This window comes from Prochlorococcus marinus str. AS9601 (assembly GCF_000015645.1).
Taxonomy (GTDB): Bacteria; Cyanobacteriota; Cyanobacteriia; order PCC-6307; family Cyanobiaceae; genus Prochlorococcus_A; species Prochlorococcus_A marinus_O.
Genome location: NC_008816.1, coordinates 1,398,768 through 1,423,887 on the forward strand (window position 1 = coordinate 1,398,768; position 25,120 = coordinate 1,423,887).

31 protein-coding genes are annotated in these 25,120 nt (G+C 31.1%); 13 read left to right on the forward strand and 18 right to left on the reverse strand.

Translation table 11 applies throughout. From position 1 onward, the window contains the following. Nucleotides 1-27: 27 nt before the first annotated feature. From atpH to A9601_RS16875, 6 genes are all read right to left on the reverse strand, one after another. Nucleotides 28-570: an ATP synthase F1 subunit delta gene (atpH, locus tag A9601_RS16850; protein ID WP_011819067.1), complete on the reverse strand. Its 543-nt coding sequence runs from the start codon at nt 568-570 to the stop codon at nt 28-30. After that, nucleotides 570-1,082 carry a F0F1 ATP synthase subunit B gene (locus A9601_RS16855; RefSeq protein ID WP_011819068.1) on the reverse strand — a complete coding sequence of 171 codons (513 nt, stop codon included), beginning with the start codon at nt 1,080-1,082 and terminating at the stop codon, nt 570-572. Before A9601_RS16855 ends, atpH begins: the two co-directional genes overlap by 1 nt. Next, nucleotides 1,079-1,540 carry a F0F1 ATP synthase subunit B' gene (locus A9601_RS16860; RefSeq protein WP_011819069.1) on the reverse strand — a complete coding sequence of 154 codons (462 nt, stop codon included), beginning with the start codon at nt 1,538-1,540 and terminating at the stop codon, nt 1,079-1,081. The genes A9601_RS16855 and A9601_RS16860 overlap by 4 nt, the downstream gene beginning before the upstream one ends. 68 nt (nt 1,541-1,608) lie before the next feature. Further along, nucleotides 1,609-1,854 carry an ATP synthase F0 subunit C gene (gene atpE / locus A9601_RS16865; protein ID WP_002805169.1) on the reverse strand — a complete coding sequence of 82 codons (246 nt, stop codon included), beginning with the start codon at nt 1,852-1,854 and terminating at the stop codon, nt 1,609-1,611. A gap of 165 nt (nt 1,855-2,019) precedes the next feature. After that, entirely contained in the window at nt 2,020-2,745 is a 726-nt protein-coding gene (atpB, locus tag A9601_RS16870; RefSeq protein ID WP_011819070.1) for a F0F1 ATP synthase subunit A, read from the reverse strand. A gap of 23 nt (nt 2,746-2,768) precedes the next feature. Further along, a complete protein-coding gene (locus A9601_RS16875) occupies nt 2,769-3,245 on the reverse strand; it encodes an ATP synthase subunit I (RefSeq protein ID WP_011819071.1) in 477 nt (158 codons plus the stop codon). Nucleotides 3,246-3,512: 267 nt separating this feature from the next. Between A9601_RS16875 and A9601_RS16880 the strand changes: the two genes are divergently transcribed. The 3 genes from A9601_RS16880 (at nt 3,513) to A9601_RS16890 (ending at nt 6,774) form a co-directional block, all read left to right on the forward strand. Beyond that, nucleotides 3,513-4,748 (forward strand): FtsW/RodA/SpoVE family cell cycle protein, encoded by a 1,236-nt coding sequence (locus tag A9601_RS16880; protein ID WP_011819072.1) that lies wholly within the window; start codon nt 3,513-3,515, stop codon nt 4,746-4,748. 82 nt (nt 4,749-4,830) lie between these two features. Next, nucleotides 4,831-5,487, forward strand: a complete 657-nt coding sequence (locus tag A9601_RS16885) for a cytochrome c biogenesis protein CcdA (RefSeq protein WP_011819073.1) — start codon at nt 4,831-4,833, stop codon at nt 5,485-5,487. Next, nucleotides 5,488-6,774: a cytochrome c biogenesis protein ResB gene (locus A9601_RS16890; protein WP_011819074.1), complete on the forward strand. Its 1,287-nt coding sequence runs from the start codon at nt 5,488-5,490 to the stop codon at nt 6,772-6,774. Here the strand turns inward: A9601_RS16890 and queF are convergent. Then, entirely contained in the window at nt 6,771-7,181 is a 411-nt protein-coding gene (gene queF, locus A9601_RS16895) for a preQ(1) synthase (RefSeq protein WP_011819075.1), read from the reverse strand. The two genes, A9601_RS16890 and queF, sit on opposite strands and share 4 nt — an antisense overlap. A 189-nt stretch (nt 7,182-7,370) precedes the next feature. On the opposite strand from queF, the gene A9601_RS16900 reads away from it, so the two are divergent. Continuing rightward, on the forward strand, nt 7,371-7,616 hold the full coding sequence (locus tag A9601_RS16900) for a hypothetical protein (RefSeq protein WP_011819076.1): 246 nt from the start codon (nt 7,371-7,373) through the stop codon (nt 7,614-7,616). A gap of 24 nt (nt 7,617-7,640) precedes the next feature. Next, on the forward strand, nt 7,641-7,979 hold the full coding sequence (locus tag A9601_RS16905; RefSeq protein WP_011377098.1) for a P-II family nitrogen regulator: 339 nt from the start codon (nt 7,641-7,643) through the stop codon (nt 7,977-7,979). Nucleotide 7,980: 1 nt separating this feature from the next. Here A9601_RS16905 and A9601_RS16910 read toward each other — a convergent pair whose 3' ends face one another. Next, entirely contained in the window at nt 7,981-8,793 is an 813-nt protein-coding gene (locus A9601_RS16910; RefSeq protein WP_011819077.1) for a TlyA family RNA methyltransferase, read from the reverse strand. A gap of 281 nt (nt 8,794-9,074) precedes the next feature. Between A9601_RS16910 and purB the strand changes: the two genes are divergently transcribed. Both purB and A9601_RS16920 read left to right on the forward strand, forming a co-directional pair. Further along, nucleotides 9,075-10,370: an adenylosuccinate lyase gene (purB, locus tag A9601_RS16915; RefSeq protein WP_011819078.1), complete on the forward strand. Its 1,296-nt coding sequence runs from the start codon at nt 9,075-9,077 to the stop codon at nt 10,368-10,370. A gap of 48 nt (nt 10,371-10,418) precedes the next feature. After that, nucleotides 10,419-11,804, forward strand: coding sequence for a class II fumarate hydratase (locus A9601_RS16920; protein WP_011819079.1), 1,386 nt, complete (start codon nt 10,419-10,421; stop codon nt 11,802-11,804). A 10-nt stretch (nt 11,805-11,814) separates the two neighbouring features. Here the strand turns inward: A9601_RS16920 and A9601_RS16925 are convergent, their stop codons facing one another. Further along, entirely contained in the window at nt 11,815-14,541 is a 2,727-nt protein-coding gene (locus tag A9601_RS16925) for a DEAD/DEAH box helicase (protein ID WP_011819080.1), read from the reverse strand. A gap of 139 nt (nt 14,542-14,680) precedes the next feature. Between A9601_RS16925 and A9601_RS16930 the strand changes: the two genes are divergently transcribed. From A9601_RS16930 to bioA, 5 genes are read left to right on the forward strand one after another with little or no spacing between them, the layout of a single operon-like run. Continuing rightward, nucleotides 14,681-15,820, forward strand: coding sequence for an aminotransferase class I/II-fold pyridoxal phosphate-dependent enzyme (locus tag A9601_RS16930; RefSeq protein WP_011819081.1), 1,140 nt, complete (start codon nt 14,681-14,683; stop codon nt 15,818-15,820). Continuing rightward, nucleotides 15,817-16,521: a hypothetical protein gene (locus tag A9601_RS16935; RefSeq protein ID WP_011819082.1), complete on the forward strand. Its 705-nt coding sequence runs from the start codon at nt 15,817-15,819 to the stop codon at nt 16,519-16,521. Before A9601_RS16930 ends, A9601_RS16935 begins: the two co-directional genes overlap by 4 nt. A 1-nt stretch (nt 16,522) precedes the next feature. Beyond that, entirely contained in the window at nt 16,523-17,281 is a 759-nt protein-coding gene (locus A9601_RS16940; RefSeq protein ID WP_011819083.1) for a methyltransferase domain-containing protein, read from the forward strand. Then, nucleotides 17,278-17,943 carry a dethiobiotin synthase gene (gene bioD / locus A9601_RS16945; RefSeq protein WP_011819084.1) on the forward strand — a complete coding sequence of 222 codons (666 nt, stop codon included), beginning with the start codon at nt 17,278-17,280 and terminating at the stop codon, nt 17,941-17,943. Before A9601_RS16940 ends, bioD begins: the two co-directional genes overlap by 4 nt. Further along, nucleotides 17,944-19,245 (forward strand): adenosylmethionine--8-amino-7-oxononanoate transaminase, encoded by a 1,302-nt coding sequence (gene bioA, locus A9601_RS16950; RefSeq protein ID WP_011819085.1) that lies wholly within the window; start codon nt 17,944-17,946, stop codon nt 19,243-19,245. An 8-nt stretch (nt 19,246-19,253) separates the two neighbouring features. Here bioA and A9601_RS16955 read toward each other — a convergent pair whose 3' ends face one another. Beyond that, complete coding sequence (locus A9601_RS16955) at nt 19,254-19,511, reverse strand: DUF3143 domain-containing protein (RefSeq protein WP_011819086.1); 258 nt, start codon at nt 19,509-19,511, stop codon at nt 19,254-19,256. 16 nt (nt 19,512-19,527) lie between these two features. Then, complete coding sequence (locus A9601_RS16960) at nt 19,528-19,968, reverse strand: J domain-containing protein (RefSeq protein WP_011819087.1); 441 nt, start codon at nt 19,966-19,968, stop codon at nt 19,528-19,530. A gap of 89 nt (nt 19,969-20,057) precedes the next feature. Here A9601_RS16960 and rsmG point away from each other — a divergent pair, with 89 nt between their 5' ends. Beyond that, on the forward strand, nt 20,058-20,771 hold the full coding sequence (gene rsmG, locus A9601_RS16965) for a 16S rRNA (guanine(527)-N(7))-methyltransferase RsmG (protein WP_011819088.1): 714 nt from the start codon (nt 20,058-20,060) through the stop codon (nt 20,769-20,771). A gap of 2 nt (nt 20,772-20,773) precedes the next feature. Here the strand turns inward: rsmG and A9601_RS16970 are convergent, their stop codons facing one another. From A9601_RS16970 to rlmN, 7 genes are all read right to left on the reverse strand, one after another. Then, nucleotides 20,774-21,967: an aldo/keto reductase gene (locus A9601_RS16970; protein ID WP_011819089.1), complete on the reverse strand. Its 1,194-nt coding sequence runs from the start codon at nt 21,965-21,967 to the stop codon at nt 20,774-20,776. 10 nt (nt 21,968-21,977) lie between these two features. Beyond that, on the reverse strand, nt 21,978-22,337 hold the full coding sequence (locus tag A9601_RS16975; protein ID WP_011819090.1) for a ferredoxin: 360 nt from the start codon (nt 22,335-22,337) through the stop codon (nt 21,978-21,980). A 9-nt stretch (nt 22,338-22,346) separates the two neighbouring features. Further along, the gene (locus tag A9601_RS16980; protein WP_011819091.1) at nt 22,347-22,739 is read right to left on the reverse strand and encodes a DUF1257 domain-containing protein; all 393 of its coding nucleotides are present in this window, start codon (nt 22,737-22,739) and stop codon (nt 22,347-22,349) included. Beyond that, nucleotides 22,726-22,941: a DUF2997 domain-containing protein gene (locus A9601_RS16985; protein ID WP_011819092.1), complete on the reverse strand. Its 216-nt coding sequence runs from the start codon at nt 22,939-22,941 to the stop codon at nt 22,726-22,728. The genes A9601_RS16980 and A9601_RS16985 overlap by 14 nt, the downstream gene beginning before the upstream one ends. 147 nt (nt 22,942-23,088) lie before the next feature. After that, nucleotides 23,089-23,856 carry a HEAT repeat domain-containing protein gene (locus A9601_RS16990; RefSeq protein WP_011819093.1) on the reverse strand — a complete coding sequence of 256 codons (768 nt, stop codon included), beginning with the start codon at nt 23,854-23,856 and terminating at the stop codon, nt 23,089-23,091. An 18-nt stretch (nt 23,857-23,874) separates the two neighbouring features. Next, nucleotides 23,875-24,021, reverse strand: a complete 147-nt coding sequence (locus tag A9601_RS18840; protein ID WP_011819094.1) for a hypothetical protein — start codon at nt 24,019-24,021, stop codon at nt 23,875-23,877. A gap of 48 nt (nt 24,022-24,069) precedes the next feature. After that, nucleotides 24,070-25,116: a 23S rRNA (adenine(2503)-C(2))-methyltransferase RlmN gene (rlmN, locus tag A9601_RS16995; protein WP_011819096.1), complete on the reverse strand. Its 1,047-nt coding sequence runs from the start codon at nt 25,114-25,116 to the stop codon at nt 24,070-24,072. Between the last annotated feature and the right edge of the window lie 4 nt (nt 25,117-25,120).

Sequence of the window (25,120 nt, forward strand, 5' to 3'; positions counted from 1 at the left end):
TTTAAGAATTTAAGGTTGATTTAAAAGTTACTTGGAAAGAGTTAAGCCAAGTTTTCTAATTTGTGAAGCAAGGGAAGCATCAATTACTTTTGATCCTACACTGGCGACGAAACCACCAATAAGAGATGGGTCGATTTTAGTTACAAGTTCTAATTTTTCTGTTCCAGCAATATTGATGATCTTTTTGGTGATTAAACCTTTCTGTTCATCAGTAAGCTCGACTGCAGAAGTAACAGTTGCCAAAGCAATATTACTATTTTCTCGGTAAATCTCTAAAAACCTATCAAGAATTGAGGTAAGGATTCCAATTCTTTGCCTATCGGCCAATAATTTTAAGAAATTCAGTAAAGAAGAATTAACCTTATTTGAAAAAATTTCAATAATGATTTTCTTCTTAGCATCGGTCTCTAGAATGGGAGAGGATAGTGCCTTCTCCAATTCGGGGGAATCATTTACTAATTCTAAGAGTTGTTTAACCTCAGAAACCATCTCTTCAGTTTGTGAATTTTCATTCACAACTTGAAGTAATGCCTCTGCGTATGGTGTAGTAACTGAATTTAAAAGTGGCATTAGTTCACCTCAATATTATTAATTGATTGAGTAACCAAATTTTCTTGTGTTGTTTTATCAAGTCGATTTGGTAGAGAATCTAAAGCTTTCTTAATTGCCAGTTCAACAGCTTCTTTTCGAAGTTGAGAAATTGCTCTGGATGCTTCAGAGCTCTCATCAGAGATTGCACTTTGTTTAATTCGTGCCATCTCCTCAATCGCTTTTTTCTCACTTTCCATTCTGATTGATTCAGATCTTTTTAGAGAATCTGCTTTTATTTGAGAAGCTTTTTCTGCTGCTGAAGATAAATCTTTCTTCGCCTTTTCTAAAGCTTGAGTTGCATTTAAGAGTCGATCTTCTGCATCTTTTAATTCAAGAAGGATTCCTTCTCTCCTTTTTTGAAGCATTTTACCTAAGAACCCAGGCAAAAATTTATAAAGACCGAAAACAACTACAGCCCAATTAAGAATGTTAGTTTCAAATAAATTGAAATTCAATCCAAAACCTTCTGTAGCTAAAAGAGTTAAATTCATTTTTCTAGAATCAATCTATTAACAATAAGTTCGCTTAGATCATCAGCCTGTTTAGAAAGTTGATCACGAGCAGCAGATGTCTGACTTTCAATTTCTAGTCTTGCTTTTTCTTTTGAAGCATTTGCTTCATTGTTAGCAAGTTCTAGTGCTTCTTTGTAAAGCTTATCAGACTCATTCTCAGCTTCGCTTACAATTCTTTGGGCTTCTGTACGAGCACTTTGAAGCTGAGTTAATAAATCAGCTTCTAACTTTTTAACCTCAGAAAGTTTATTTTTGGCCTCAATAATATTATTACTTACAAACTTTTCTCTTTTTTCTACAACATTGCCTACAGGCTTAAAAAAGAGAGAATTTAAAATGTAAGTAAGCGCAACTACTTGTATCGCCATTAGAGGCAAAGTGGCATTTATATCAAATAATCCACCTTCTGTAGCACCAAAAAAATTAAAGGCCAACATATGATTCAGTTGAAGTTAAAAAATTAAATTTAAATATTGCTAATAAGGATTAGAAGCAATATTAACTTTTAGGAAAAAGGATTCGCAAAAAGTAGTACCAAAGCCACAACTAATCCGTAAATTGTTAATGACTCCATGAAAGCGAAAGATAAAAGAAGAGTTCCTCTGATTTTACCTTCAGCTTCTGGTTGACGGGCAATACCCTCAACAGCACCTTGAGCTGCGTTACCTTGTCCAAGACCTGGGCCAATAGCACCTAGACCAACTGCTAAACCAGCAGCTACAACTGATGCAGCGGAAGTAATCGAATCCATAATTTTGAAATAAAAAGCTTAATACTTGTGATAATCTTTGTTGTCATTCACGCTTGGACATCCTTTCTTTATAAGAATGGGTCTGATATGTTCAGACCTACGCGATTAGATATTTTGCCAGATTACAGACCCTTTGTAAAAGCGTCTGGATGTATTAGAAATAAGCTAATGATGTTCTTCAACAGCTTCTCCAATGTAGTAGGCCGCTAAAGTTGCGAAAATCAATGCCTGAATTGCACTAGTAAATAATCCTAGGAACATAACAGGTATTGGTAGAATTAGTGGAACTAAAAAAACTAAAACACCAACAACAAGTTCATCAGCCAAAATATTTCCAAATAGCCTGAAAGAAAGTGATAAAGGTTTCGTAAAGTCCTCTAGAATTTTGAAAGGAAGCATTATAGGAGTTGGGTGAACATAATATTCGAAGTATCTCCAACCCTTATTGCTTAAACCTGCATAGAAATAAGACAGTGAAACCAATAAAGCCAAGGCTATAGTTGTATTGATATCTGCAGTAGGTGCTCCTAATTCTCCACTTGGTAACTTAATCAATCTCCACGGAATTAAAGCGCCTCCCCAATTACTAACAAAGACGAATAAAAATAAAGTACCTATGAACGGCATCCAATCTCTATATACTTTTTCACCTATTTGAGTCCTAGCAAGATCTCTTATGTAATCCCAAAGGAACTCAAGCAAGTTTTGAAGGCCTTTAGGATCATTTTCCATTTTTTTAGTTCCAAAAGAAATAAAAACTAATAAAGCTCCTAATAAAATCCAAGATGTTAAAAATACCTGCCCATGAAGTCTGATATTTCCAATTTGCCAATAAAGATGTTGACCAACTTCTAATGCTGCAAAATTAGTTAGCAAGGAATTAAAAAACATTTGTTTTGAATAAAAAAATTTACTTAAGAACGTGAAAAATAAAGAATGAGTGAAGGCTTATAAATGAAAAAACCTATCATTGCAGGAAAAATATCCAAAGATCCTAGCTTGCTCGCAAAAATAAAGAGGCAAACTGGAACTAATAGTTGCAATTTTGATACACCTGATGATTTTTTACCAAGTTTCCCTATACTTTTGGCAAGCAAACGTAGGTAAAAAATGCCGGAAATTGCACCTATAAAAATACTAAAACCAAAAGTTAATCCTAGAAAAATTCCAGTTATTGATGCTAAAAAAATAGAAAAAATAAAAGTAATTCCAAAAATTGTTAATTGCAATTTTGTGTATTCATCATTTTGAGAAAGCAAATAATCTATTTGATTGGCAATGCCAGATTTACTTTTTTTGATGATCGAAATATTCAGGGATCGAGGAAATTGAACATTCTCATTAGAAGGATGCTCAAGTTTTTTTCTATTTGAGTCCACTGATGTGAACATAGTTTAAAACCCTCTCTGAATGGTTTGAAGTAAGTATATAAACTCACGGAATCTATCACGGAGAGGTACCTTTTAGCTAGTTTTTTTTCATAAAAGATTAATTCTTAAGATTTACTATGAATATGTAAACCATTTTTTACTTAATTCTTCAAAAATAAAATTTATAAAAAGTCATTATTATTAATTGCTTAAACACTTTAAAACGTTAATAAAAGACTTGGCAAAATCTCAATTAAACGTCTCAATAGTACATATACATCAAAAAAATTGGCGATAAGTCAAGAAAAAATAAAATATAAAAGAATTTCTAAAAGAAAAAAGACCTTTAGTTCTACTTACAAAAAAAATCTAAGCAATTTAACTGAGTCTTTATTTCCCTTACCTTGGACGATATGGCCCTATGAGGCAAAAATCCTCGTTGTTCTCATTGCAGTTTGGTCAATATTAGGAATATGCATTTTAGGATCATCAAGTTGGTGGGTGGCTAGTAGGGAAATGGGAAATTGGGCTTACTTCTTAAAAAAACAAATTATTTGGACAATTCCAGGAATCAGTATATTTTATTTTGTTCTGAATACAAAAATTAAAAATCTTTTAAAGTTATCAAGAATTATTTTTTTTATTTTATTCTTTCTAATATTTCTTACTAATATAGCTGGGATTACAGTTAACGGATCTTCAAGATGGTTAGTGCTTGGCAATTTACGTCTGCAACCATCTGAATTAATTAAGCCTTTTCTAATTCTAGAAGCTTCTAATCTTTTCGCACATTGGAATCTAGTAAAGAATGATAAAAAATTAGTTTCAATATTCTCTTTTGGATTATTAATTTTATTAATACTAAAGCAGCCTAATTTAAGTACTGCATCATTAACAGGAATTCTTTTTTGGGTAATGGGTTTATGTGGAGGCGTTAAACTAAGTTCTCTCTGCTCATTTGCCTCATTAGGATTTATTACTGGATGTATTAGTATCCTCAATAACGAATATCAAAAACTTAGAGTTACTTCATTTCTTAATCCTTGGAAAGATCAACAGGAAAGTGGATTTCAATTGGTTCAAAGTTTATTAGCTATAGGTTCAGGTGGTCTATTCGGTCAAGGTTTTGGCTTGTCTATACAAAAATTACAATACCTACCTTTTATGTACACAGATTTTATTTTTGCCATTTTTGCTGAAGAATTTGGTTTATTAGGTTGTACTTTATTCCTAGGTTTTCTAGCAGTTTTTTCTTATATAACTGTAAGAATTGCTCTAAAGTGCAGGAACAACTATACAAAATTAGTTTCTATTGGATGTGGTGTATTGTTGATAGGTCAATCAATAATGCATATTGCTGTAGCAACAGGCTCTATGCCTACTACAGGCTTGCCACTACCTTTCATTAGTTATGGTGGCAATTCATTAATCGCATCATTTTTTATTGCAGGGATGTTACTGAGATGTTCATTAGAATCTACAGGCTTCATAGGTATGATTAGTACACGAAAGACTCTTAATTAGTTAGAATTTAAATTATTTAAGTCAAGCTATCGAATCATTTAATTTAGTTATTTCAGAATTATCTCAAAAGGGATATCTGCTTATGCAGAATGGCATTAATAATCCTGGCCCATTTACTATATTTTTGATTTTCAGCGCAGGACTTTTAACGAGTCTTGGTCCATGCTCATTATCATTACTACCAATCACTATTGCTTATATAGGAGGAACAGAGAAAAAACAATTTAAACTTATTAGTTTTTCAGGAGGAGTCGTTTTTTCCCTCGTTGCACTTGGTGCTGCCAGTGGATTATTAGGTAGGATATATGGGCAAATCCCATCTTATTACACTTCGATTGTTGCCTTGATAGCAATAATAATGGGTTTGAATTTACTAGGAATTTTAAAGTTTCAGTTCCCGAATGGACCTGATCTACAAAAAATAGAGGATAAGATACCATCCCTCATGGCACCTTTTGCGATAGGAACTACTTTTGGATTAGCCTCTTCACCTTGCATTACTCCAGTTTTAGCAACTCTTCTAGCTTGGGTATCGCAAGCTAAAAACCCGATAATCTCAATTATTTTTTTATTTTTCTTTGGAATAGGCCAAGTCACTCCACTAATTATTGCGGGTGCCACGGCAGAAAACTTAAAAAAATTTTTAGAGCTTAGAAAATTTAGTCAAATAATTCCCACCTTAAGCGGGATATTTTTAGTAGCACTAGGATTATTAAATTTATTTTCAAATTGGATTTAAATGATTATTTTTAAGAATCTAATTTTAAAAATATCTAGTTTAAGATTTGCAATATCACTGATAATCTTCATAGCTATTGCCAGTGGAATAGGTACTTTTATACCTCAAGATAATAATAATAAATTTTATATTGATAATTTCGATAGAGCTCCCATTTTTGGACTTTTAGATGGAGAAAAAGTCTTAAAACTTCAATTGGATCATATATATACAAGCTTTTGGTTTTTATTTACATTAATTCTTCTTTGCATTTCTCTGGCAGCTTGTAGTTTCAGGAGGCAAATTCCTTCATTAAAAGCTTCATTAAAATGGATTGAATATAAGAGCGAAAAAAAATTTAGCAAACTGCAACTAACTAGAAGTCATCCAATCAATCAAGATGGAGAACATATATCTAAAGTAGATTTATTACTTAAAAAAAAAGGATGGAAAACATATAAATTTAATAGTCATATTTCTGCAAGAAAGGGGTTAATTGGAAAAATCGGTCCTTTAGTTGTACATATCGGATTAATAGTCTTACTTATAGGATCAGCATATGGAAGTTTTACAAGTCAATCAAAAGAACAATATTTACTGCCTGGAGAAACTTTAAATCTTGTTAATGAGAGCACAAACTCAAGAGCCAATGTAAAATTAGTCGATTTTTCTATAGAACGTGAAAGTGATGGTGTGCCCAAACAGTTTATTTCAAAATTAAATTTTTCTTCTGAAAATCTAAATTTAAATGAAATAAAAACAACCAAAGTTAATCACCCAATCAGGTTTAAAGGATTAACTATTTATCAAGCAGATTGGGCAATATCAAATATTGTTTTAGAAATAGATAATATCCTTTATCAATTACAATTAAAGGAGATTCCAGAAATCGGTAATCAAGTTTGGGGAGTTTTAGTTGAATTAGGATCGGAGACTAAAAAAAATTACCTCTTAACGATAGATAATGAAAATGGTCCACTTAAAATTTCGAATATAGAAAATTTTTCCGGGAATAATCTCTATATCAATGAAGACCCTTTAGAAGTTAACTCTTCAAAAGTATCTCTGAAAAAAATAATCCCCAGCAGTGGATTAATAATTAAAAATGATCCGTCTATACCATTTATTTACTTTTCTTTTATCTTAATAATTTTTGGAACAATTATAAGTCTTATACCAACCAACCAATTATGGATTCTGGTAAATAAAGAATCACAAAAGTTATCTATTGGAGGCCTTAGTAATAAAAATCTAGTTGGTTTTAAAAAAGAATTTTTTAAATTATCAGACGAAATAAAAAATTTTTAATTTCTTTTCTGCCCACTAAAAATATCTAACTGCATAGAAACATTCCCTCTGGGGTTAAATGCAGCATTTAAATGTATCCAGTGAGGTAAACCTTCATTCACTAAATCATCCATAATTCTATTCACAACTTCCTCATGTGATATTTTTATATCCCTAAAATTATTAATATAAAGCTTTAAAGACTTCAACTCATAGACTTTCAAATTAGGTTGATAAGTAATATTTAGCTTTGCAAAATCTGGATAACCAGAAAAGGGGCACTTACATGTAAATTCAGGTAACTGAATAGAAATTTCATAAATTCTTTTCTTATTTGGATTATCGAAACAAATTATTTTTGATTCTTCAATAATTCTTTCACCATATAGCGGTCTTTGAGTCGAATCTTCTAATTTAGCTGTACTCATTTTTAGTAGAACTTTTTTACTAAACCTATATAAAAACTATATATAAAGATAAAAATTCGCAAAAGTATCAACAAATATAAGTATTACAATTGACTAAGTCAAAAGATATTAAATCTTATTTTTGTATCAATAGTAACATTCATAATGTCTGCCGAAAGGTTTAGATGTGTTTAGTTCAATAAAAAATTAATGGACATTTGTTTGATAACTATCGATAACAACTTAAATAAATCACTTCAACCAAAAACTGCAATTGGAATGTTATGGCTTCAAACACACTTCGAGAATGATCAGTGGGAAGCGTTATCAAATAGTACAGTAATAATTTCTGAAGAAAATTCCCAACTATTAATTGAAGACGCCAAGAATGCAGGCCTTAATGTTGAATGTTTTTCTGATATTTCAATGTTGGATGTTTTCCCAAAAAACAATTAAAATAGGAATGTTCTATCTTTAATTATGAAGAAAATTGAAGCAATCATACGTCCATTTAAGCTGGAGGATGTAAAAATTGCATTAGTAAATTCCGGTATTGTTGGAATGACAGTTAGTGAAGTTAGAGGTTTTGGAAGGCAAAAAGGACAAGTTGAAAGATATAGAGGTTCTGAATTTACTGTTGAATTTCTTCAAAAACTTAAAGTAGAAGTTGTCGTAGAAGATGAAAAGGTTAATTCAGTCATAGATGCGATTGCTGAAGCAGCAAAAACTGGAGAGATAGGTGACGGAAAAATATTCATCACATCAATTGATTCAGTTGTAAGAATTAGAACTGGCGATAAAGACGAAGAAGCTCTTTAATTCAAAGAGTTTCTTTTACTAAATTTTGTATATATTCACTATCAATACTTTTATTTGATTGACTTCCTAAGGTCATCCAAGCTAGATATTCATGATTCCCTGCAGGACCTACCAGCGGAGAAGCTATCAAATTCTTTATATTCCATTGGAAATTCTTAGCCGAATAGATAACAGACTCTATAGCCTCAATATGAAATTTAGGATTGCGAACAACACCTCCTTTACTGACTTTATCTTTACCTACCTCAAATTGGGGTTTAATTAAAAATATTCCCTCAATACAATCACCTTCTAATAAATTACCAATAGATTTAAAAACTAACTTTAATGAAATAAAAGACAAATCAGCAACAACAAAATTTGGTAATTCATTACTTCTAGATAAAAGATCATTAGGTTTTAAATTTCGAATATTAGTTCGTTCAAAAAGTATAACTTTTGGGTTATTTCTAATCTTCCATGCAGTTTGTCCATAACCAACATCTATCCCATAAACTAACTTTGCGCCTTGTTGCAATAAGCAATCAGTAAATCCCCCAGTAGAGATTCCTGCGTCAATACATATTTTGTCTTTTACTTTAATTTCAAGTTTTTTAAATGCCTCCAATAATTTTTCGCCGCCCCTTGATACAAACATAGGCTCGGAATCAATAAAAAACTCAGATCCAATTAATACTTGTTGTCCAGGTTTATCCAATACTTTCCCATTAATATCTCTAACCTTGCCCGCAAGAATTAACCCTTGGGCTTTTTGACGAGTTTCACATAAACCTTTATTTAGAAGATAAAGATCTAATCTACTTTTTTTAATCATATATTAATCAATAAAAAAAGACTGAATAATGAACTTCTATAAAATTAAGATCCAAATTCTTTAATACCTTTCAATTTTAAATAAGAACTAAAAAAATACCCATGATTAACGAAAGAATATATGCAAACATTTTTATATTTAAGCTTTCTTTATTAGCCAGAAAAATGTTACATAGGAAAATAATAATCAGTCAAATATGTTCAATGGCAAGTACATCTTTAAAGGTATAGGGCAATAATTCGATTTTGTTATAAAGTTTAAATTGATAATAAATAAAAATTGTGATCGAGCGTTACACATTACCCAAAATGGGGAAAATCTGGACTGAAAGCGCAAAATTCCAGAGTTGGCTTAAGGTTGAAATAGCTGCATGTGAAGCAAATTTTTCCCTCGGGAAAATCCCTGAGAATGCCATGAAAGAGATACGTTCAAATGCAAAGTTTGATGAATCTAGAATCACAGAAATTGAGAAAGAAGTTAAACATGATGTCATAGCATTTCTTACAAGCGTTAATGAATTTGTAGGAGATTCAGGAAGATACATACATGTTGGTATGACCAGTAGTGATGTACTTGATACTGGCTTATCTCTTCAGTTAAAAGATTCTTGCGAATTGCTATTAGAAGAAATTGAGAACCTAGAAAATGAGGTCAGATTATTAGCAAGGAAGCATAAAAATACATTAATGATTGGCAGATCTCATGCAATTCATGGGGAGCCAATTTCCTTCGGTTTTAAACTTGCTGGATGGTTAGCAGAAATAATAAGGAACAAAAAAAGATTGTTAACTCTGAAAGATTCTGTAGCAATTGGACAAATAAGTGGTGCAATGGGAACTTACGCTAATACAAATCCTAAAGTAGAACAAATAACTTGTGATTTACTCGGCTTAAAACCTGATACAGCAAGTACGCAGGTTATATCGAGAGACAGACATGCAGAATATGTGCAAACTATTGCACTAGTTGGAGCTTCTTTAGATAGATTCGCGACTGAAATAAGAAATTTACAAAGAACTGATGTTTTAGAAGTTGAGGAGGGCTTTACAAAAGGGCAAAAAGGAAGTTCTGCCATGCCTCATAAAAGAAATCCTATTCGGAGTGAAAGGGTAAGTGGTTTAGCAAGAATTTTGAGGAGTTATGTCTTAACCGCACTTGAAAATGTTCCACTTTGGCACGAAAGAGATATAAGCCATAGTTCAAATGAACGTATCATGCTACCTGACGTATCAATCTGCTTGCATTTTATGCTCAGGGAAATGCAAGATATAGTAAGCAATTTAGAAGTTTATCCAAAAAATATGCTCAAAAATTTAAATATATATGGTGGTGTAATCTTTAGTCAGAAAGTTTTACTTTTGCTTGTAGAAAAGGGATTGTCTAGAGAAAAAGCTTATAGCTTAGTGCAAAAAAATGCGCATCAGGCCTGGAACACGCAGAATGGGAATTTCAAACAAAATATAGAGGGCGATAATGAAATTATGGATTATATTGATCAAAGTGACTTAGAAGAATGTTTTAATCCTTCAATTCATCTTAATAATTTAAGTGTAATATGGGAGAAGTTAGGTATCTAGGATTACTGAAAACCTTATCTAAGTTAAACCAGTGTTTTCAGAGGAATAATGACCAAAAATTTTAGGATTGAAAAAGATAGTATGGGAACAATAGAGGTTCCCATGGAAGCTTTGTGGGGTGCCCAAACACAAAGATCGATAATAAATTTTTCTATTGGAGAAGAATTAATTCCAATTGAGTTAATTTATTCACTGACCCTCATAAAAAAAGCTGCTTCAATTGCGAATTTCAATTTAGGTTTAATAGATAAAAGGAAAAAAGATTTGATTGTAGAGGCATGTACGGAAATACTTGATGGGCTTCACGATTCACAGTTTCCCTTAAAGGTTTGGCAAACAGGTAGTGGTACGCAAACAAATATGAATGTTAATGAAGTAATTTCAAATATTGCAGCTTTAAAAACTAATTCAGAGCTTGGTAGTCATCAACCAATTCATCCGAATGATGATGTAAATAAATCTCAGTCAACTAATGACACTTTTCCTGCTGCTATTCAAATATCTGTTGTTAATGAAATAATCAAAAATCTAGTTCCAACGATCAGAGAACTTACTAAGGTCTTTGATAAAAAAAGTGAAGAATGGAAAGACCTTATAAAGATAGGAAGAACCCATTTTCAAGATGCAGTTCCCCTTACTTTTGGGCAAGAAATATCAGGATGGTCAGAGCAACTTAAAGATGCTGAGAATGCAATTATTATGAGTCTGAATGAATTGTATTTCTTACCTCTGGGAGGAACTGCGGTTGGTACAGGGATTAATTGTCCAAAAGGATTTTGTGAAGAGTCTATAAAATCAATTTCCGATGATACTAATTTAATGTTCTATAAATCAAAAAATAATTTTTCTATCATGGCCTCGCATGATCGTCTTGCTCAAGTAATGAGTCAGATAAAAATATTAGCAAGTGCATTATTTAAAATTTCAAATGACATAAAAATTCTATCTTCTGGTCCAAGATCAGGAATATATGAACTGATTATTCCTCAAAATGAACCTGGAAGTTCTATTATGCCAGGGAAAGTGAATCCAACTCAATGCGAAGCATTATCAATGGTTTGTACTCAGATAATGGGTCTTGAATATGCAGTCTCAATGGCAAATTCTAGCGGCACTTTACAGATGAATGAATATAAGCCTCTTATTGGATTTAATATTCTCACAAGTTTAAAATTACTTAAAAATGTAATAGAAAACTTCAGAAAAAAATTAGTTGATGGTATGCAACCTAATCAAAAGAAAATGAAGTTAAATTTAGAAAATTCACTAATGTTGGTTACAGCCATAGTGCCAAAAGTTGGTTATGAAAAAGCAGCTGAAATTGCAAACCTTGCCTTCAAAGAATCATTAAATTTAAAAGAGGCAACAATTAAATTAGGTTATTTAAACGAAGATGAATTTGATGAAGCAATGAATATCAATTCAATGATTTGATTAAAAAAATTTAAGAATTATTGTCAATTCGTTTTGTCGCAGGATTAACATCTTCAGAGACTTTTATAAGATCATTAGATTCAGAAACAGGAAAACGATTAATAGCTTTTAATGCTAGCTTAGCTTTGCTTTTTAATTTATTACTAACTCCAATACAGTATTGCACTTGAGAAAGGACATCAATTGATCTTCTAATAATCCTCACTACATCACCTTCGTCTAATGAAGTATTAAAAACCAAATCTTTCCATTTTTTTCCTCTTGCCCATTCAGAAATAATTCCAGTCAACTCTGTTTCTAAATAGATAGGAATTTCGATATGAAACTTATTTTGTTGAAAAGACACTAATTTTCTTAAACCATCTAATTCATTAAAAACATCTATTACCTTTAAAGAAGGCTTGAAATTACACCAAAGATTAGGCCTCCTTACATCAACACATATAGCTTGAATAATTGCAGCTAACTCAGGAGGATCTAAATCGTCTAAATAACCACTAACTAAAACAAGACCAATCCATAATTCATTTTCACTTCTTATTGCACCAACTGTTTGTCCAACTTCTGTCAAATCCAAATCATTTAAACAACCAAAATGATTCAAAATTTTAATCAAATCAGTAAAAGTTCTCCAGTTATGATTTTCTTTATCCTCAAGAAGTTTTTTTCTAATATTTATTTCTTCTTCAACATCAATAATTCTTTTTCTATATTTCTTTAATTTCTTGGAGTCTCCAAATCTGTGTGCAGGATGATCAGTAACTGTCTCTTCTAAATTATTAATTTGTTGCTTTTGTGCCAAAACTTCCGTTGTCAAATCATATTGTGGAGTTTGTAAATCATTTTTTTTAGAAACTTCTAAAATTTGGTCCGCATAACACTGCGACATATCATCTCCCCTAAATACCTCTCCAGAAAAATACATCTTTGGCACTTCAAGTCCTAAGACATCAATTACATCCAAATCATTAAAAATACTTACTATGTATGAGGGTTTTATAAGAATAAATAAATTATCAATTGTCAAACACAATAAACTCTTAATTTTTTGGGATTCATATATTTTCTTACAAATTAATCCTGGAACAATTTTTCTTTTAATTTGGGGAGCTTTGATTGAAATTAAGCTTCCATCTTTAATATATGGAAGTGCATTGGTTATCTCTTCTGATAATTTTTCTGCTGATTGTTTTTCTAAAATTTTTAAGAGTCTTCTCTCCTCTTTAAGACGATTTTTTAACTTTTCGTATGCATCAAAATCTTTCCATGAAACGTTAGATGTAATTTTTTTTAACTCAATTAAATCCTTATCTAAATTTTCAAGAATTATATTCTCACCTGATGATTCACCTAAATATAAAAAACTACCAAAACTTCTTTTAATTAATTCTTTAGACTTCTCTAAAGTATAACTTTGTAAAAGATTAAGTACCATTCCATAGCTTGGAGTGAATTTACTTTCTAAAGCATTTGGTTTGCTTATAGCCAGTGCACTTGCTTCTTTGGCACCTTCGAATCTTGTTTGTAATGTAACAACATATCCCTGAGTATCTTTTCCTCTTCTTCCAGCTCTTCCTGACATTTGCAAAAATTCACTGCTAAATAATAATCTATGACCATCTTCTGTCCTTTTTGATAAAGAAGAAATAACAGTTGTTCTTGCGGGCATATTTATTCCTGCAGCAAGAGTTTCAGTTGCAAAAACAACTTTTAATAAACCTTGCTGAAATAATTCCTCAACCAATTCTTTCCATGCAGGCAATAATCCAGCATGATGAGATGCAATTCCGCGTTTTAATGCCTCGCATTGAGATTTATCTTTAATTGCTTCCTGATTATTTTTAAGATAAAACTCTAATTTTTGGGATATCATACTTGCTTCTGAATAACTTACTAAAGTTAAATCCTTTATATTCTCAATAGCCTTGTCACATCCTCTTCTACTAAAAATAAAATAAATAGCTGGCAACATATTTCGTTCAGCTAGTTTCGAGATCACAAAGCTAATTGAGGGAGACTTTGGTTGCATTATCCTGCCCACTTTTCCTCTTATTTTCTGCCCTTTAGGAGCTCTCCAAATCTTACAGTTTGGATGAATTCCATTACTTTTATTATTTAAAAGTGGATGAAGGCCTTTAACACTACAAAAAATAAAATCAAGTGGGACTGGTCTCTTATCACTATTAATTAGTACTGTGGGTCCATGAACTTTTTCTATCCAATTTTGCAATTGATCTGCATTGGCTATTGTTGCTGATAAAGCTATTATTTGAGTTCTAGTAGGGCAATGGATTATAGTTTCCTCCCAAACCGTACCTCTTTGGGGGTCATTCATATAATGACATTCATCAAGAATTACAGATTCTAAATTTTCTAAGGGATCGTCAAATTCATCAAATTCGCCATAAAGCATGTTCCTAAAAATCTCAGTCGTCATGACTAAAATTGGTGCTTCTCTATTTATGCTTATATCTCCAGTTAAAAGACCAACTTTATTCTCACCATATTGATTAGTAAAATCTCTAAACTTTTGGTTTGATAGGGCCTTTAAAGGTGTTGTATAAAAAACTCTGCTGTCATGAGATAAGCCTCTATATATAGCAAATTCACCTATCAATGTTTTACCCGAACCTGTTGGTGCTGTTAAAACAAGAGAATTTCCGCTATTAATAGCTCCTATTGCTTCTAATTGGAAATCATCTAGCGGAAAGGGGAAATATTCCTCTAAATTAAGCAATAATTGTGATTGAAGAGAGGATGAGTTAACTTCTTAATATATGATCTATATAGATATTAATAAACAAAAAATACCTTGCAAACTTTAATAGTAAATCTAAATCTTTTTAATTAAATCCACTATATTTTATTTTGCCAAAATGAGAAAAGTAAAAATTCCAAAAAATAGAATCCGTAAATTAAAAACATTTTCTTTAGGTAAAAAATCCTTCGAACTTCTAAGTTTAAATTCACAAAATAAAAAACTTATAGACTTATGCAGTAATGATTATTTTGGATTAAGCAGGGACAAAGATTTAATAAAAGCTGCTTACGAAATAAGCTCGTTAGAAGGCATTGGTTCAGGAAGCTCTAGGTTTATTACAGGTTCAAGACCAATACATAAATTATTAGAAACAGAACTTGCCAAGTGGCTTGATCAAGAGAAAGTATTACTTTTCCCAAGCGGATTTCAAGCAAATATAGCCGCAATCCAGACTTTAGCAAACAGAAATAGTATCGTAATAGCAGATAAATTGATCCATAACTCTTTATTGGTTGGAGTCAAAGCTGCTGAAGCAAAACTAGTTCGATTCTCACACAATAATTTAAAAGATTTAGAAGATAAGATTATTAAATCTAACCCCACAAAAAATTCCATTTTAGTTGTTGTTGAATCTCTTTATAGCATGGAGGGATCAATTGCTCCGCTCAGAGAAATAACGGAAATTTGCAAAAAAAATAGTGTTCGATTATTAGTTGACGAAGCCCATGCAATTGGGATCTTGGGCCCTGAAGGCAGGGGTTTAAGTTTTAATTGTCGTTCAGATATAGATATGATTACTGGAACTTTTGGCAAAGCATTTGGAAGCGGTGGAGCTTTCATAGCTTCCAATTCAGAAATTGGAGAATATCTTATCCAAACAAGTGGTGCATTTAGGTATACAACTGCACTTGCGCCATCTTTGGCTGCTGGGGCACTAGAAGGTTTAAAAAAAATTTTAGAAAATAAAGAATGGGGTAATGATTTGTTATCTTGTGCGAAAGTATGGAAAGATGAAATTATTAAAAATTTTAGTTTTCCAGTTCAGGGAGATTCTCACATTTTATCAATTATTGTTGGCCAAGAAGAGAAAGCAATCTATCTACAAAAATATCTCGAAGAAAATGGGTTTTTAGCAATTGCGATAAGACCTCCAACTGTTCCAGTGGGGCAGTCAAGAATCAGAATAACAATACGAAGAAACTTAGATTTTAATCTGCTAAATAATTTCATTGCAGTATTAAAAGAATTTAAATGAAACAAATTATTACTCAACATGGGTGGGGACTAAATAAATATTTCTGGGATGATTATAAAGTTGATTTTTTAAATAATAATTGGCATTGGCAAGATAATGAAAGGGGCTATTTTTCAACAAATAATTATCAAGCAAAATGGATTAAAAGCGAATCTAAAAAAGAAATCAGAATGACTTTATGCCATTCATTTGGTTTTCATATAATGTCAAAAAAAATTTTAAAAGAAGCAACTCATATTGTTCTTATAAATTCTTTTAATAATTTTCTTCCTTTAGGTAATAAAAGAAACTTTATTTTGAGGTCTCTAAAAAGAATGGAAACAAAAATCATAAAAGATGAACCTAAGGATATGTTAAAGGAATTTATATATAGATCATTTATGCCAAATCATATAAATAATAGTTTTAAAAATATCTTTTATAAAAGTCTAGAGAGTTTAAATAAAACTCTTCTTTTAAGTGATTTAAAAGAACTTTACATCAATAGAGATTTTCCAGCATTTTTAAGAAAAGATTGCAAAATTATTTTTATAAAATCAGAAAATGATTTGATTCTTGACAACGAATCAAATAATAACTTTTTAGATTCTTTAAATAAAACACTTGAAAGGAAGCCAATTTTAATTAAATTAGCTCAACAAGGTCATTGCTTGAATAATTTAAATTTATACAAGATCTTAGTTAATAAAGTTAAAGATTGAAATGGATAGTAAAAAGTGGAATGAGAAAATACAAAATAATTTCAATGATGCTGCATATCGGTATTTAGAGCATTCAAATATTCAGAAATTTTTTGCAAAAAAGATTGTTCATCTTATCAAAGAATTAAATCCCCAAAAAAAAGGTGAATGGATAGATCTAGGATCAGGACCGGGCCTATTAGCAGATGAAATAGAAAAAATTTCTTCCCAAAAAGTATCCAGAATTGATTTCAGCAAGAAAATGCTTCTTGAAAATAAATTATCTAGAAAAAAAATTTTATGGGATTTGAATAATGATTTACCTTCTGAAATAAATAACTGTTCTCTATTAACATCTAACTTTTGCATACATTGGTTAAACAACCCAGAAAAGATAATAAAAAATTGGTTTAGCAAATTAACAACTGGAGGTTTTTTAATCATTTCATATCCAACAAAAGATTGTTTTCCTGAATGGAAAGATACTTGCAAAAAAATTGATATTGAATATAGTGGTCTTAAATTCCTTTGCTCTAAAGAATTATTAAAAGATTTCAAATCAACTGAAATACATTATTCAAAACAGTTTAATTATCTTGAAAATTTTGAAGATGTATATAAACTTTTTAGAAGCATTAAAAATGTAGGAGCACAATCAACAAATTGTAAACGCAAAACAGTGAGAGAGTTAAAGGAAATTCAAAAGTTTTGGCCAAAGAATTACAATAATACAGTAAACCTTTCATGGGAAATTGAGATTCAAATCATAAAGAAATTATGAGTAGTCACAAAAATATTTTCAAATTTATAATTTGTGGAACAGATACTGATATTGGGAAAACTTTAATAAGCTCTTTTTTCGTTAAAGGATTAAATTCCTTTTATTGGAAACCTATTCAAAGTGGGATTGAATCACAAACTGATAGTCAAACTGTTGAAAAACTTGCACAAGTAAGTAAAGAGAAAATAATCAAAGAAGCTTATGTCTTTACAAAACCTCTATCTCCTCATTGGGCTGCTGAAATAGATCAAAAAGCTATTAACTTTGACAAGTTGAGATTACCAAAAGTGCGAGGCTCATTAATTATAGAAACTGCAGGTGGATTAATGGTTCCAATAACACGCAATTTTTTGCAAATAGATCAAATAAAAGAATGGAATCTTCCGGTAATACTTGTATGTAAGAGCGCACTTGGCACTCTTAACCATACCCTGCTTAGTATTGAGGCCTTAAAACGAAGAAATATTGAGATTTTAGGTTTAGTAGTCAATGGCGAAAAACACCTAGATAATCCAAAAACTCTAGTTGATTTTAGTGGTATTCCTTTAATTGCTGAATTTCCTTACATCAAAAAAATGGACTCAAATAATTTAGATATACTATGGAAAGAACTAGACATCAAAAATAAGTTGATCTCACTATTAAACTCAAAAATAAGTTAAATGAAATCTTTGGATTCAAAAACTCCAAATCAAGATTGGCACCCAAATATTTGGCCACCTTTTACGCAAATCAATAACAGCAAACCTCAGATTGAAGTAACTCATGGTAAAGATGCCCTCCTATTTACTAAAGATCCTAAAAAAGAACTAATAGATGCAATTAGTAGTTGGTGGGTAACTCTTCATGGTCATAGTAACGAATATATTGCGGATGCCATTTTTGATCAATCAAAAAAACTTGAGCAAGTTATATTTGCTGATTTCTTACATCCACAGGCAAAAAAATTAGCGGAAAGGCTTAGTGAATTAACAAAACTAGAAAGATTATTCTTTTCTGATAACGGTTCTACTGCAGTGGAAGTTGCTTTAAAAATTGCCTTCCAATCATGGCAAAATAGAGGAGAGACAAGAACTCAAATAGTAGCTTTTGATGGCGCCTATCATGGTGATACATTTGGCGCGATGGCTTTAGGTGAAAGAAATATTTTTAATGAGAATTTCGATAATCTTATGTTCCCAGTTAGAAGAGTCCCATGGCCTTCAACTTGGATGAACGATGAAGAAGTAGAAAAGAAAGAAAATAAGGCGATCCAAAAATTAGAAACCCTACTTAAAACTCCCACAGTTGCAGTTATCCTTGAGCCACTTGTACAAGGAGCAGGAGGGATGAATATGGTTAGGCCTCAGTTTATCAAAAAAGTTTCAGAAATTATAAAGAAAAGTAATTCTTTGTTAATTGCCGATGAAGTATTGACTGGGTTTGGAAGATGTGGGACCCTTTTTGCTTTTCAAAAGGCAAAAATCGTTCCTGATTTAATAAGTATTTCAAAAGGTTTAACTGGTGGATTTTTACCGATGGGAATAACTTTATGTAAAGAAAAAATTTTTCAATCCTTTATTGATGATTCCCCAAGAAAAACTTTTTGGCATGGACATAGTTTTACTGCTAATCCTTTAGGTTGTGCGGCAGCAAACGCTAGCCTTGATTTATTAGAAAAAGAACCACAAAAATACCTTTCATTTGAAGAAAAACATTTATCTCATCTAATTAAATTTAAAAACTTACCCTATATAAAGAAGGTAAGGGTATCCGGCACAATTGCAGCCTTCGATTTAGATATTGGGAACAAAAAAGGTTATTTCAATAATATTGGGAAAGAAATAAAGAGTCTTGCAATGGAGCAAGGTTTATTCATTAGGCCCCTCGGGAATGTTATTTACCTCTTGCCGCCTCTCTGTATAACAGATGATCAATTGGGGAAAAGTTACTGGATAATAAGGCAAATCTTAGAAAATCTTTAGATAGAAATTTAAGGTCCCTGCAGTATTGCATTTTCCACATCTTCTCTATTAATGCAGTAGGAAAATAGTCTTTTAGTTTCTTGTCCTTCACTTTCCCATATAACACTTAAATCTTCTTGTTCAAAAATAATAGTTGCATTCCAATTTGAAAGTAACAGATACCATTTAGATGGATTATTAATATCCTTCACAGCACCTAAATCAGTTAGCCACAATTCCAATGATTGCAGTGAATTTTGATTGATAGGTTTTTTAGAGGAATTCACAGACTTTTTTAAAAAATTATTTAATTAGCCATAGCGGCATTGTCTCTAATTCTTTTCCAGTAAAAGAAGCAATAAAAATTGAACCAATTAAACTTATAGAAATGATGATAATTAAAAGAAACAACGAAAACAATTCTCCATTCGAAAAAGGTCTTCTATTTCCTATTAAATTTTGATTATTAGAATCGATTACTAAATTATTTAAAACGTTAGTATTATTTTTAATCCTAGAGTTTTCTTTTAGTTTGTCATCATATATTTTCCTTAAATTACTATTATTTAGATGTTCATAAGCTTCAAGAACTTCTTGAAATTTACTTTTAGCAACGTCTATTTCTAATGAAGTTGTATCGGGATGCAACTCAATAGAAAGTTTACAAAATGCCTTTCTTAATTCATGATTGGATGCATTTTCATTTACACCTAAGATTTTGTAATAGGAAGTTTCCCCTTTCAAAATAATCTTTTATTAATATTGTAATTCTAATAAATTTTTACTAAATAGAATGTATTTAATGGATGGTTAAAATTCATATTTAAAACGAAATGAAAAAACAAAACATTCCAGAAGAAATTCTTTCCTTAATAACTGAAGAAGAAATAAATTTATTTCAAGAGTTACAAATTAAAATTAAAGAATTAAATAATAAGACCAATCTCACAAGATTAACTGATGGTGATGATTATTGGGTATCTCAAGTTTTTGACAGCATTTGGCCATTCAAAGCTTTCACGAATATTAATTTTGATAATAAAAAATTTTTAGATATTGGATCAGGCTGTGGCTTCCCAGGTTTAGCTTATGCAATAACTCATCCTAATTCTGAGATATACCTAATTGATTCTTTGAAAAAGAAAACAGATGCAATAAAAATTTTAGTTGAGCAGATCAATTTCAAAAACAATATTCATGTAATCAATGATCGTGTTGAGAATTTAGCCCACCAATCGTCAATGAGAAATAATTTTAATATTGCAACAACTAGAGCGGTTAGTAATCCATCAACAGTTTCAGAATATATACTACCAATGTTAAAAAAAGAAGGGTTTGGAGTTTTATATTGTGGCAAATGGACGAATCAAGAAAGCAAAAATCTAGATAAAACTTTAGAAATATTAGAAGGGAAAGTTAAAGATAAAAAAGAGATACTATTACCAAGAAATAAAGGAACCCGAAATATTATTCTTATTCAATCAAAGAATTTTTGTCCTGAAATTTACCCAAGAAAAGTTGGCAAACCTGAAAAAAATCCATTATGAAATTATTTTCTTGATAATCTTTTAGCATTCTTATCTCCAAACTTTTCTTTTAAATTTCTCAATTTTTTTATAACTTTTTTTGGATTTATATGATCTTCTAATACTTTCAATAATTGCCCTTCAGAAACATCTACATCTAGTAAATTCGCGTTGAATCCTGGGAACCAGTGGCTTCCATTACCAAGTAATTGATATCTGGCTCTTGCATAGCCTTCCATACCCAACCAATCAATTAAATTTGAAAGCCAAAGCAGAACAGGAATATTAATATTTCCCGGAGTATATTCCCAACTTGGTAAATTTCTATTCCAATTTTGATGCCACTCTAAACCTAAGGAATTAACTGATTCCTGCCTTAATTTGTTAATTATCTTAGGCACATACTTCTCAGATTCTGATAACAATGCGATAGCTTCTAAATGCAGAGCAAAATCTGTCTCTTTTGCAATACCGACACTCAAAGTATGGACATTTTTATTTCTTAAGCAAAAAAGATCATTAAAAACTATAGGATGAAGTGGTTTACAAAATTCCAACATTTTTCTTGAGGGTGTATGAAGATGTCCCCCTTTATCAGTGGGACTTATTATGAAAACCCCAAGATCATGCTTATTGGCTAAATTAATAACCTTTGTATTTTCCTGATTAATGAAATACCAGTGCAAATTTACATAATCAAATAAGTTTGTTGATATGGCCTTTTCAATAAGTGAAGATTTTCCATGCGTTGAAAATCCAATAGATCCAATTAAATTTTCTTTTTGAAAATTCCTCAAAATATCAATGCAACCTCCATCTCGAATAGCCTGATGTAAATGTTCAGCAGTATTAATACCATGTATTGCTAACAAATCAATTTTTTTAACTTTCAATTTTTCAATGCTAGATAATACATCTCGCTCAAAAATTTCCGGATCACTATTTGGTGGAATCTTTGTTTGGATTATATTTGGGATTTTCTTAGTATTCTTAAAACACATCCCTAATTGCACCTCAGAAGTTCCATAGTACTTGGCGGTTTCTACATGACTTAAGCCATATTGTGATGCAAGATCTAATATATTTTCTACTTTATTTTGTTCTTCGTATGAAACCTCAGAAAAATCTAATTGATCCCAACTTTTTTGAAATCTCATACCACCTAAAGATAAAACAGGAATCTTCAGATTGGTTCTACCAAATCTACGATATTGCATCTTTTTGATATTAGTGCTTATTCATTCTCGGTGGCTTTCCAAATGTTTGAAACATATCCCTATCGAGACTATTCTCTAAATCATCTAATTCTTCAAATTTGACCCAATGAATACAATCAACAGGGCATGTATCTATTGCTTCTTGTATGACATCAGAACTATCTCCATCTTGCCTAATAGCTCGACTTCTACCATGAAATTCATCAACAGTGAAAGTATTCGAAGCGACGTGAACACAGTACTGACAACCAATACACTTTGCTTCATCAACCCAAACTGCTCTTTCGGCTAACTGACCACCCAAAACTGGCTCATAGCCTGAAATCTCAATATTTTCTTCATTATTATGAAATGGATCCGTAAAATCCATATCTTGACATTAGTTTTCCCACTTGGTTAAGACCAATTCAATAGAACCATCATTTTTATTTTTTTCCTCTACGATTTGATATCCATCTTCTTGCGTTTTAGAAATGATTGTTTGGTAAGCATACATTTGTGTAACTTTTGAGATAAATCTTTCTACTGGAATCTCAAATTTCCATAGATCAAGGTCAGTAACTAATTCATATGAATTAGAATTGTTGTCCCATTTAAATCCAACTTGTGTATCACCAGGTAAATTCATACTTATATCAACGGGTGTGAATTGACCTTTATATCCTTTCACAAACTTTTTTTCTTGGTTGATACTATAACCGAAATAATTTAAAGCCTTAATTAATGGCTCTACTTCTTTGAGCTGAGTTTTAATTGTACTAAAATGAGACATTAGATTCGTTATTTAATTGTGTTGAGTTTTCACTTTGATTAGAGATGAAAGCATCAGAAGTTTTATTCTTAACTGTTACTTTACCGAGAGCGTCTTCGAGATTTTTTGTAGCTTCATTGCATGAATTACCAATAAATCCCTCAACAGTCTCTTCAACTTTTCCGTCTTGATGAATTTTGAATCTCAATGTTTTTTGAGGCATTAAATTCAAGTACTAAGTACTTTTACTTTATATAGAATAACGAAAATATTTTGTTTCAGTTGGTACAAGTTAATTAATTTTAATTTTTATATTGAATATCTGATAAATTAATTTGTTATCTAGTGTTCTTCTAAAAAATTAAGATTTTTAATTATAAAAACCTTGCATCCCCATTGAATCAAGGGCAGTTTTTGCTTCTTCCATAACGGATGGTTCTTTATCGAAGAGAGCTATCTTAGTACATTCATCAACAAAACTTTCTTGGAATGTATTGTTTAATTTTTCGTACAACCTACACAATGACCAAATACAATTACTTCTTACACCTGGTTCATTATCTATCTTTAAACTTATTAAAAGTTGTTCTGCTGCTAATTGAGCGTTCTCAAAAGAAACATTTCCAATTTCAGCTAAGGAACTTGATGACCATAACCTTACTGCAGCCACATCATTCTTTAAAGCATTTATTAATGGTTCTAAAACAATTTGGTTATCATAATTAGCTAAGCTCCATGCAGTTGCTCTTCTGACATAAGCATTATCATCTGTCTTCAAAAGACTGACAAGTTTCTGGACTGCACTAGGACATGGATTACGACCTAAAGCATATACAACACTCATTCTTTCAACAGGGCAAGGTTGATCAAGCAATGGTAATAAAAGGGGAAAAGATCTTTGATCTCTATACTCACAAAATATTCGTAAGCCTTGTATTCGCTCTTCTCTATTACCTTTGAGCAAATTCAAAGCTGCATCACACTCTTGACTAATATTTAAATTTTTTGAAAAAGCATCTTCATCAATTTGTTCTAAAGGATCTATTTCAATCTCTAAAGCCAATTCTCTTGCCAAAACATCTGGATCAACAGCGATATCAACTAAGCTTTCTTTATTAGAATCATTATTTTTTGTCATTTTGAAAAACTTAAAATATTAATTTATGGGAGCAGGAGACATCATATCTCCAGGCAACCAAATTCTTGCACTAACCGCAAAGAAGGCAATCCCAAAAAGTGAGACGATAGCGAAAGGTAAAATTTTTGTTTTAATAAAACTCAAAGATTTAAGATTAATTAACACAATAATAACCTGTTTAAGAGACTTTTAAAAAATTTTTATTAGATAATACTATTTACTTTTTGCATTTTGTCTTAGCTGACCACATGCAGCATTTTTATCTAGACCTCTGCTTTTTCGCAAGCTAACAGCGATGCCATTGTTAACAAGTCTAGATTGGAATAATTGAAGATTTTTTAAAGAGGTTCGTTGAAATTCAACCTCGTCAATTTGGTTATACTGGATTAAATTTACATGACATTGAAAACCTTTCAGCAAATTACTCAATTCACAAGCATGTTCTAATTTATCATTTACCCCACTTAGCATTAGATATTCAAAACTTACCCTTCGACCAGTTTCTCTTACGAATGTCTTACAGTCTTCGATTATATTTTTGATTTCATAGTTTTTTGCACTTGGTATTATGGTCTCTCTTGTTTTTTGATTTGAAGCATGTAGGCTAATTGCTAATGTAAATTGACAATTACTCAAAATCTGAAAAGATTTTGCTGATAATTTACTTATCATTTTTGGAATAGCTACTGTGCTTACAGTTATCTTTCTCTGACTGATCTGAAAATCATTATTTATAGATCTAATTGACAAAAGTAATTCATCAATATTCAATAAGGGCTCACCCATACCCATGAAAACAATATTAGTCACTTTTCTGTTCATTTCATATTCGATAAATAAAATTTGATCTAAAATTTCACTTGCTTTTAAAGATCTCTTCAAACCTTCCTTACCAGTTGCACAAAATTTGCAGTCCATTGGACAACCAACTTGACTAGAAAGACAAGCAGTTAATCTTTTTTCAGTTGGTATACCAACGCACTCAATACTTTCATTATCTTCTGTAGAAAGTAACAACTTTAAAGTACCATCGTTAGCTAAGTTTCTTTCTTTAATAACCAGCTCACTAACCTTAAAACCATCAACCTTTAACTTCTCTCTAAAATCTAAAGGTAAAACTTCTATTTGATCAATATTTTTGTTCTTATTTCTATAGTTATAAATCCAGTTATAGATTTGGCGACCCCTGAAAGCAGCCTGCCCATAATCTAAAGCTACATTTTCTAAATCATTAATACTACTTCCAAGAAGATTTTTCAATTTT

Excerpts from the sequence above, each read along its gene's own strand:
- atpH (WP_011819067.1), bottom strand. The coding sequence starts at position 570 with ATGCCACTTTTAAATTCAGTTACTACACCATACGCAGAGGCATTACTT.
- A9601_RS16855 (WP_011819068.1), bottom strand. The coding sequence starts at position 1,082 with ATGAATTTAACTCTTTTAGCTACAGAAGGTTTTGGATTGAATTTCAAT.
- A9601_RS16860 (WP_011819069.1), bottom strand. The coding sequence starts at position 1,540 with ATGTTGGCCTTTAATTTTTTTGGTGCTACAGAAGGTGGATTATTTGAT.
- atpE (WP_002805169.1), bottom strand. The coding sequence starts at position 1,854 with ATGGATTCGATTACTTCCGCTGCATCAGTTGTAGCTGCTGGTTTAGCA.
- atpB (WP_011819070.1), bottom strand. The coding sequence starts at position 2,745 with ATGTTTTTTAATTCCTTGCTAACTAATTTTGCAGCATTAGAAGTTGGT.
- A9601_RS16875 (WP_011819071.1), bottom strand. The coding sequence starts at position 3,245 with ATGTTCACATCAGTGGACTCAAATAGAAAAAAACTTGAGCATCCTTCT.
- A9601_RS16885 (WP_011819073.1), top strand. The coding sequence starts at position 4,831 with ATGCAGAATGGCATTAATAATCCTGGCCCATTTACTATATTTTTGATT.
- A9601_RS16890 (WP_011819074.1), top strand. The coding sequence starts at position 5,488 with ATGATTATTTTTAAGAATCTAATTTTAAAAATATCTAGTTTAAGATTT.
- queF (WP_011819075.1), bottom strand. The coding sequence starts at position 7,181 with ATGAGTACAGCTAAATTAGAAGATTCGACTCAAAGACCGCTATATGGT.
- A9601_RS16900 (WP_011819076.1), top strand. The coding sequence starts at position 7,371 with ATGGACATTTGTTTGATAACTATCGATAACAACTTAAATAAATCACTT.
- A9601_RS16905 (WP_011377098.1), top strand. The coding sequence starts at position 7,641 with ATGAAGAAAATTGAAGCAATCATACGTCCATTTAAGCTGGAGGATGTA.
- A9601_RS16910 (WP_011819077.1), bottom strand. The coding sequence starts at position 8,793 with ATGATTAAAAAAAGTAGATTAGATCTTTATCTTCTAAATAAAGGTTTA.
- A9601_RS16920 (WP_011819079.1), top strand. The coding sequence starts at position 10,419 with ATGACCAAAAATTTTAGGATTGAAAAAGATAGTATGGGAACAATAGAG.
- A9601_RS16930 (WP_011819081.1), top strand. The coding sequence starts at position 14,681 with ATGAGAAAAGTAAAAATTCCAAAAAATAGAATCCGTAAATTAAAAACA.
- A9601_RS16935 (WP_011819082.1), top strand. The coding sequence starts at position 15,817 with ATGAAACAAATTATTACTCAACATGGGTGGGGACTAAATAAATATTTC.
- A9601_RS16940 (WP_011819083.1), top strand. The coding sequence starts at position 16,523 with ATGGATAGTAAAAAGTGGAATGAGAAAATACAAAATAATTTCAATGAT.
- bioD (WP_011819084.1), top strand. The coding sequence starts at position 17,278 with ATGAGTAGTCACAAAAATATTTTCAAATTTATAATTTGTGGAACAGAT.
- bioA (WP_011819085.1), top strand. The coding sequence starts at position 17,944 with ATGAAATCTTTGGATTCAAAAACTCCAAATCAAGATTGGCACCCAAAT.
- rsmG (WP_011819088.1), top strand. The coding sequence starts at position 20,058 with ATGAAAAAACAAAACATTCCAGAAGAAATTCTTTCCTTAATAACTGAA.
- A9601_RS16970 (WP_011819089.1), bottom strand. The coding sequence starts at position 21,967 with ATGCAATATCGTAGATTTGGTAGAACCAATCTGAAGATTCCTGTTTTA.
- A9601_RS16975 (WP_011819090.1), bottom strand. The coding sequence starts at position 22,337 with ATGGATTTTACGGATCCATTTCATAATAATGAAGAAAATATTGAGATT.
- A9601_RS16980 (WP_011819091.1), bottom strand. The coding sequence starts at position 22,739 with ATGTCTCATTTTAGTACAATTAAAACTCAGCTCAAAGAAGTAGAGCCA.
- A9601_RS16985 (WP_011819092.1), bottom strand. The coding sequence starts at position 22,941 with ATGCCTCAAAAAACATTGAGATTCAAAATTCATCAAGACGGAAAAGTT.
- A9601_RS16990 (WP_011819093.1), bottom strand. The coding sequence starts at position 23,856 with ATGACAAAAAATAATGATTCTAATAAAGAAAGCTTAGTTGATATCGCT.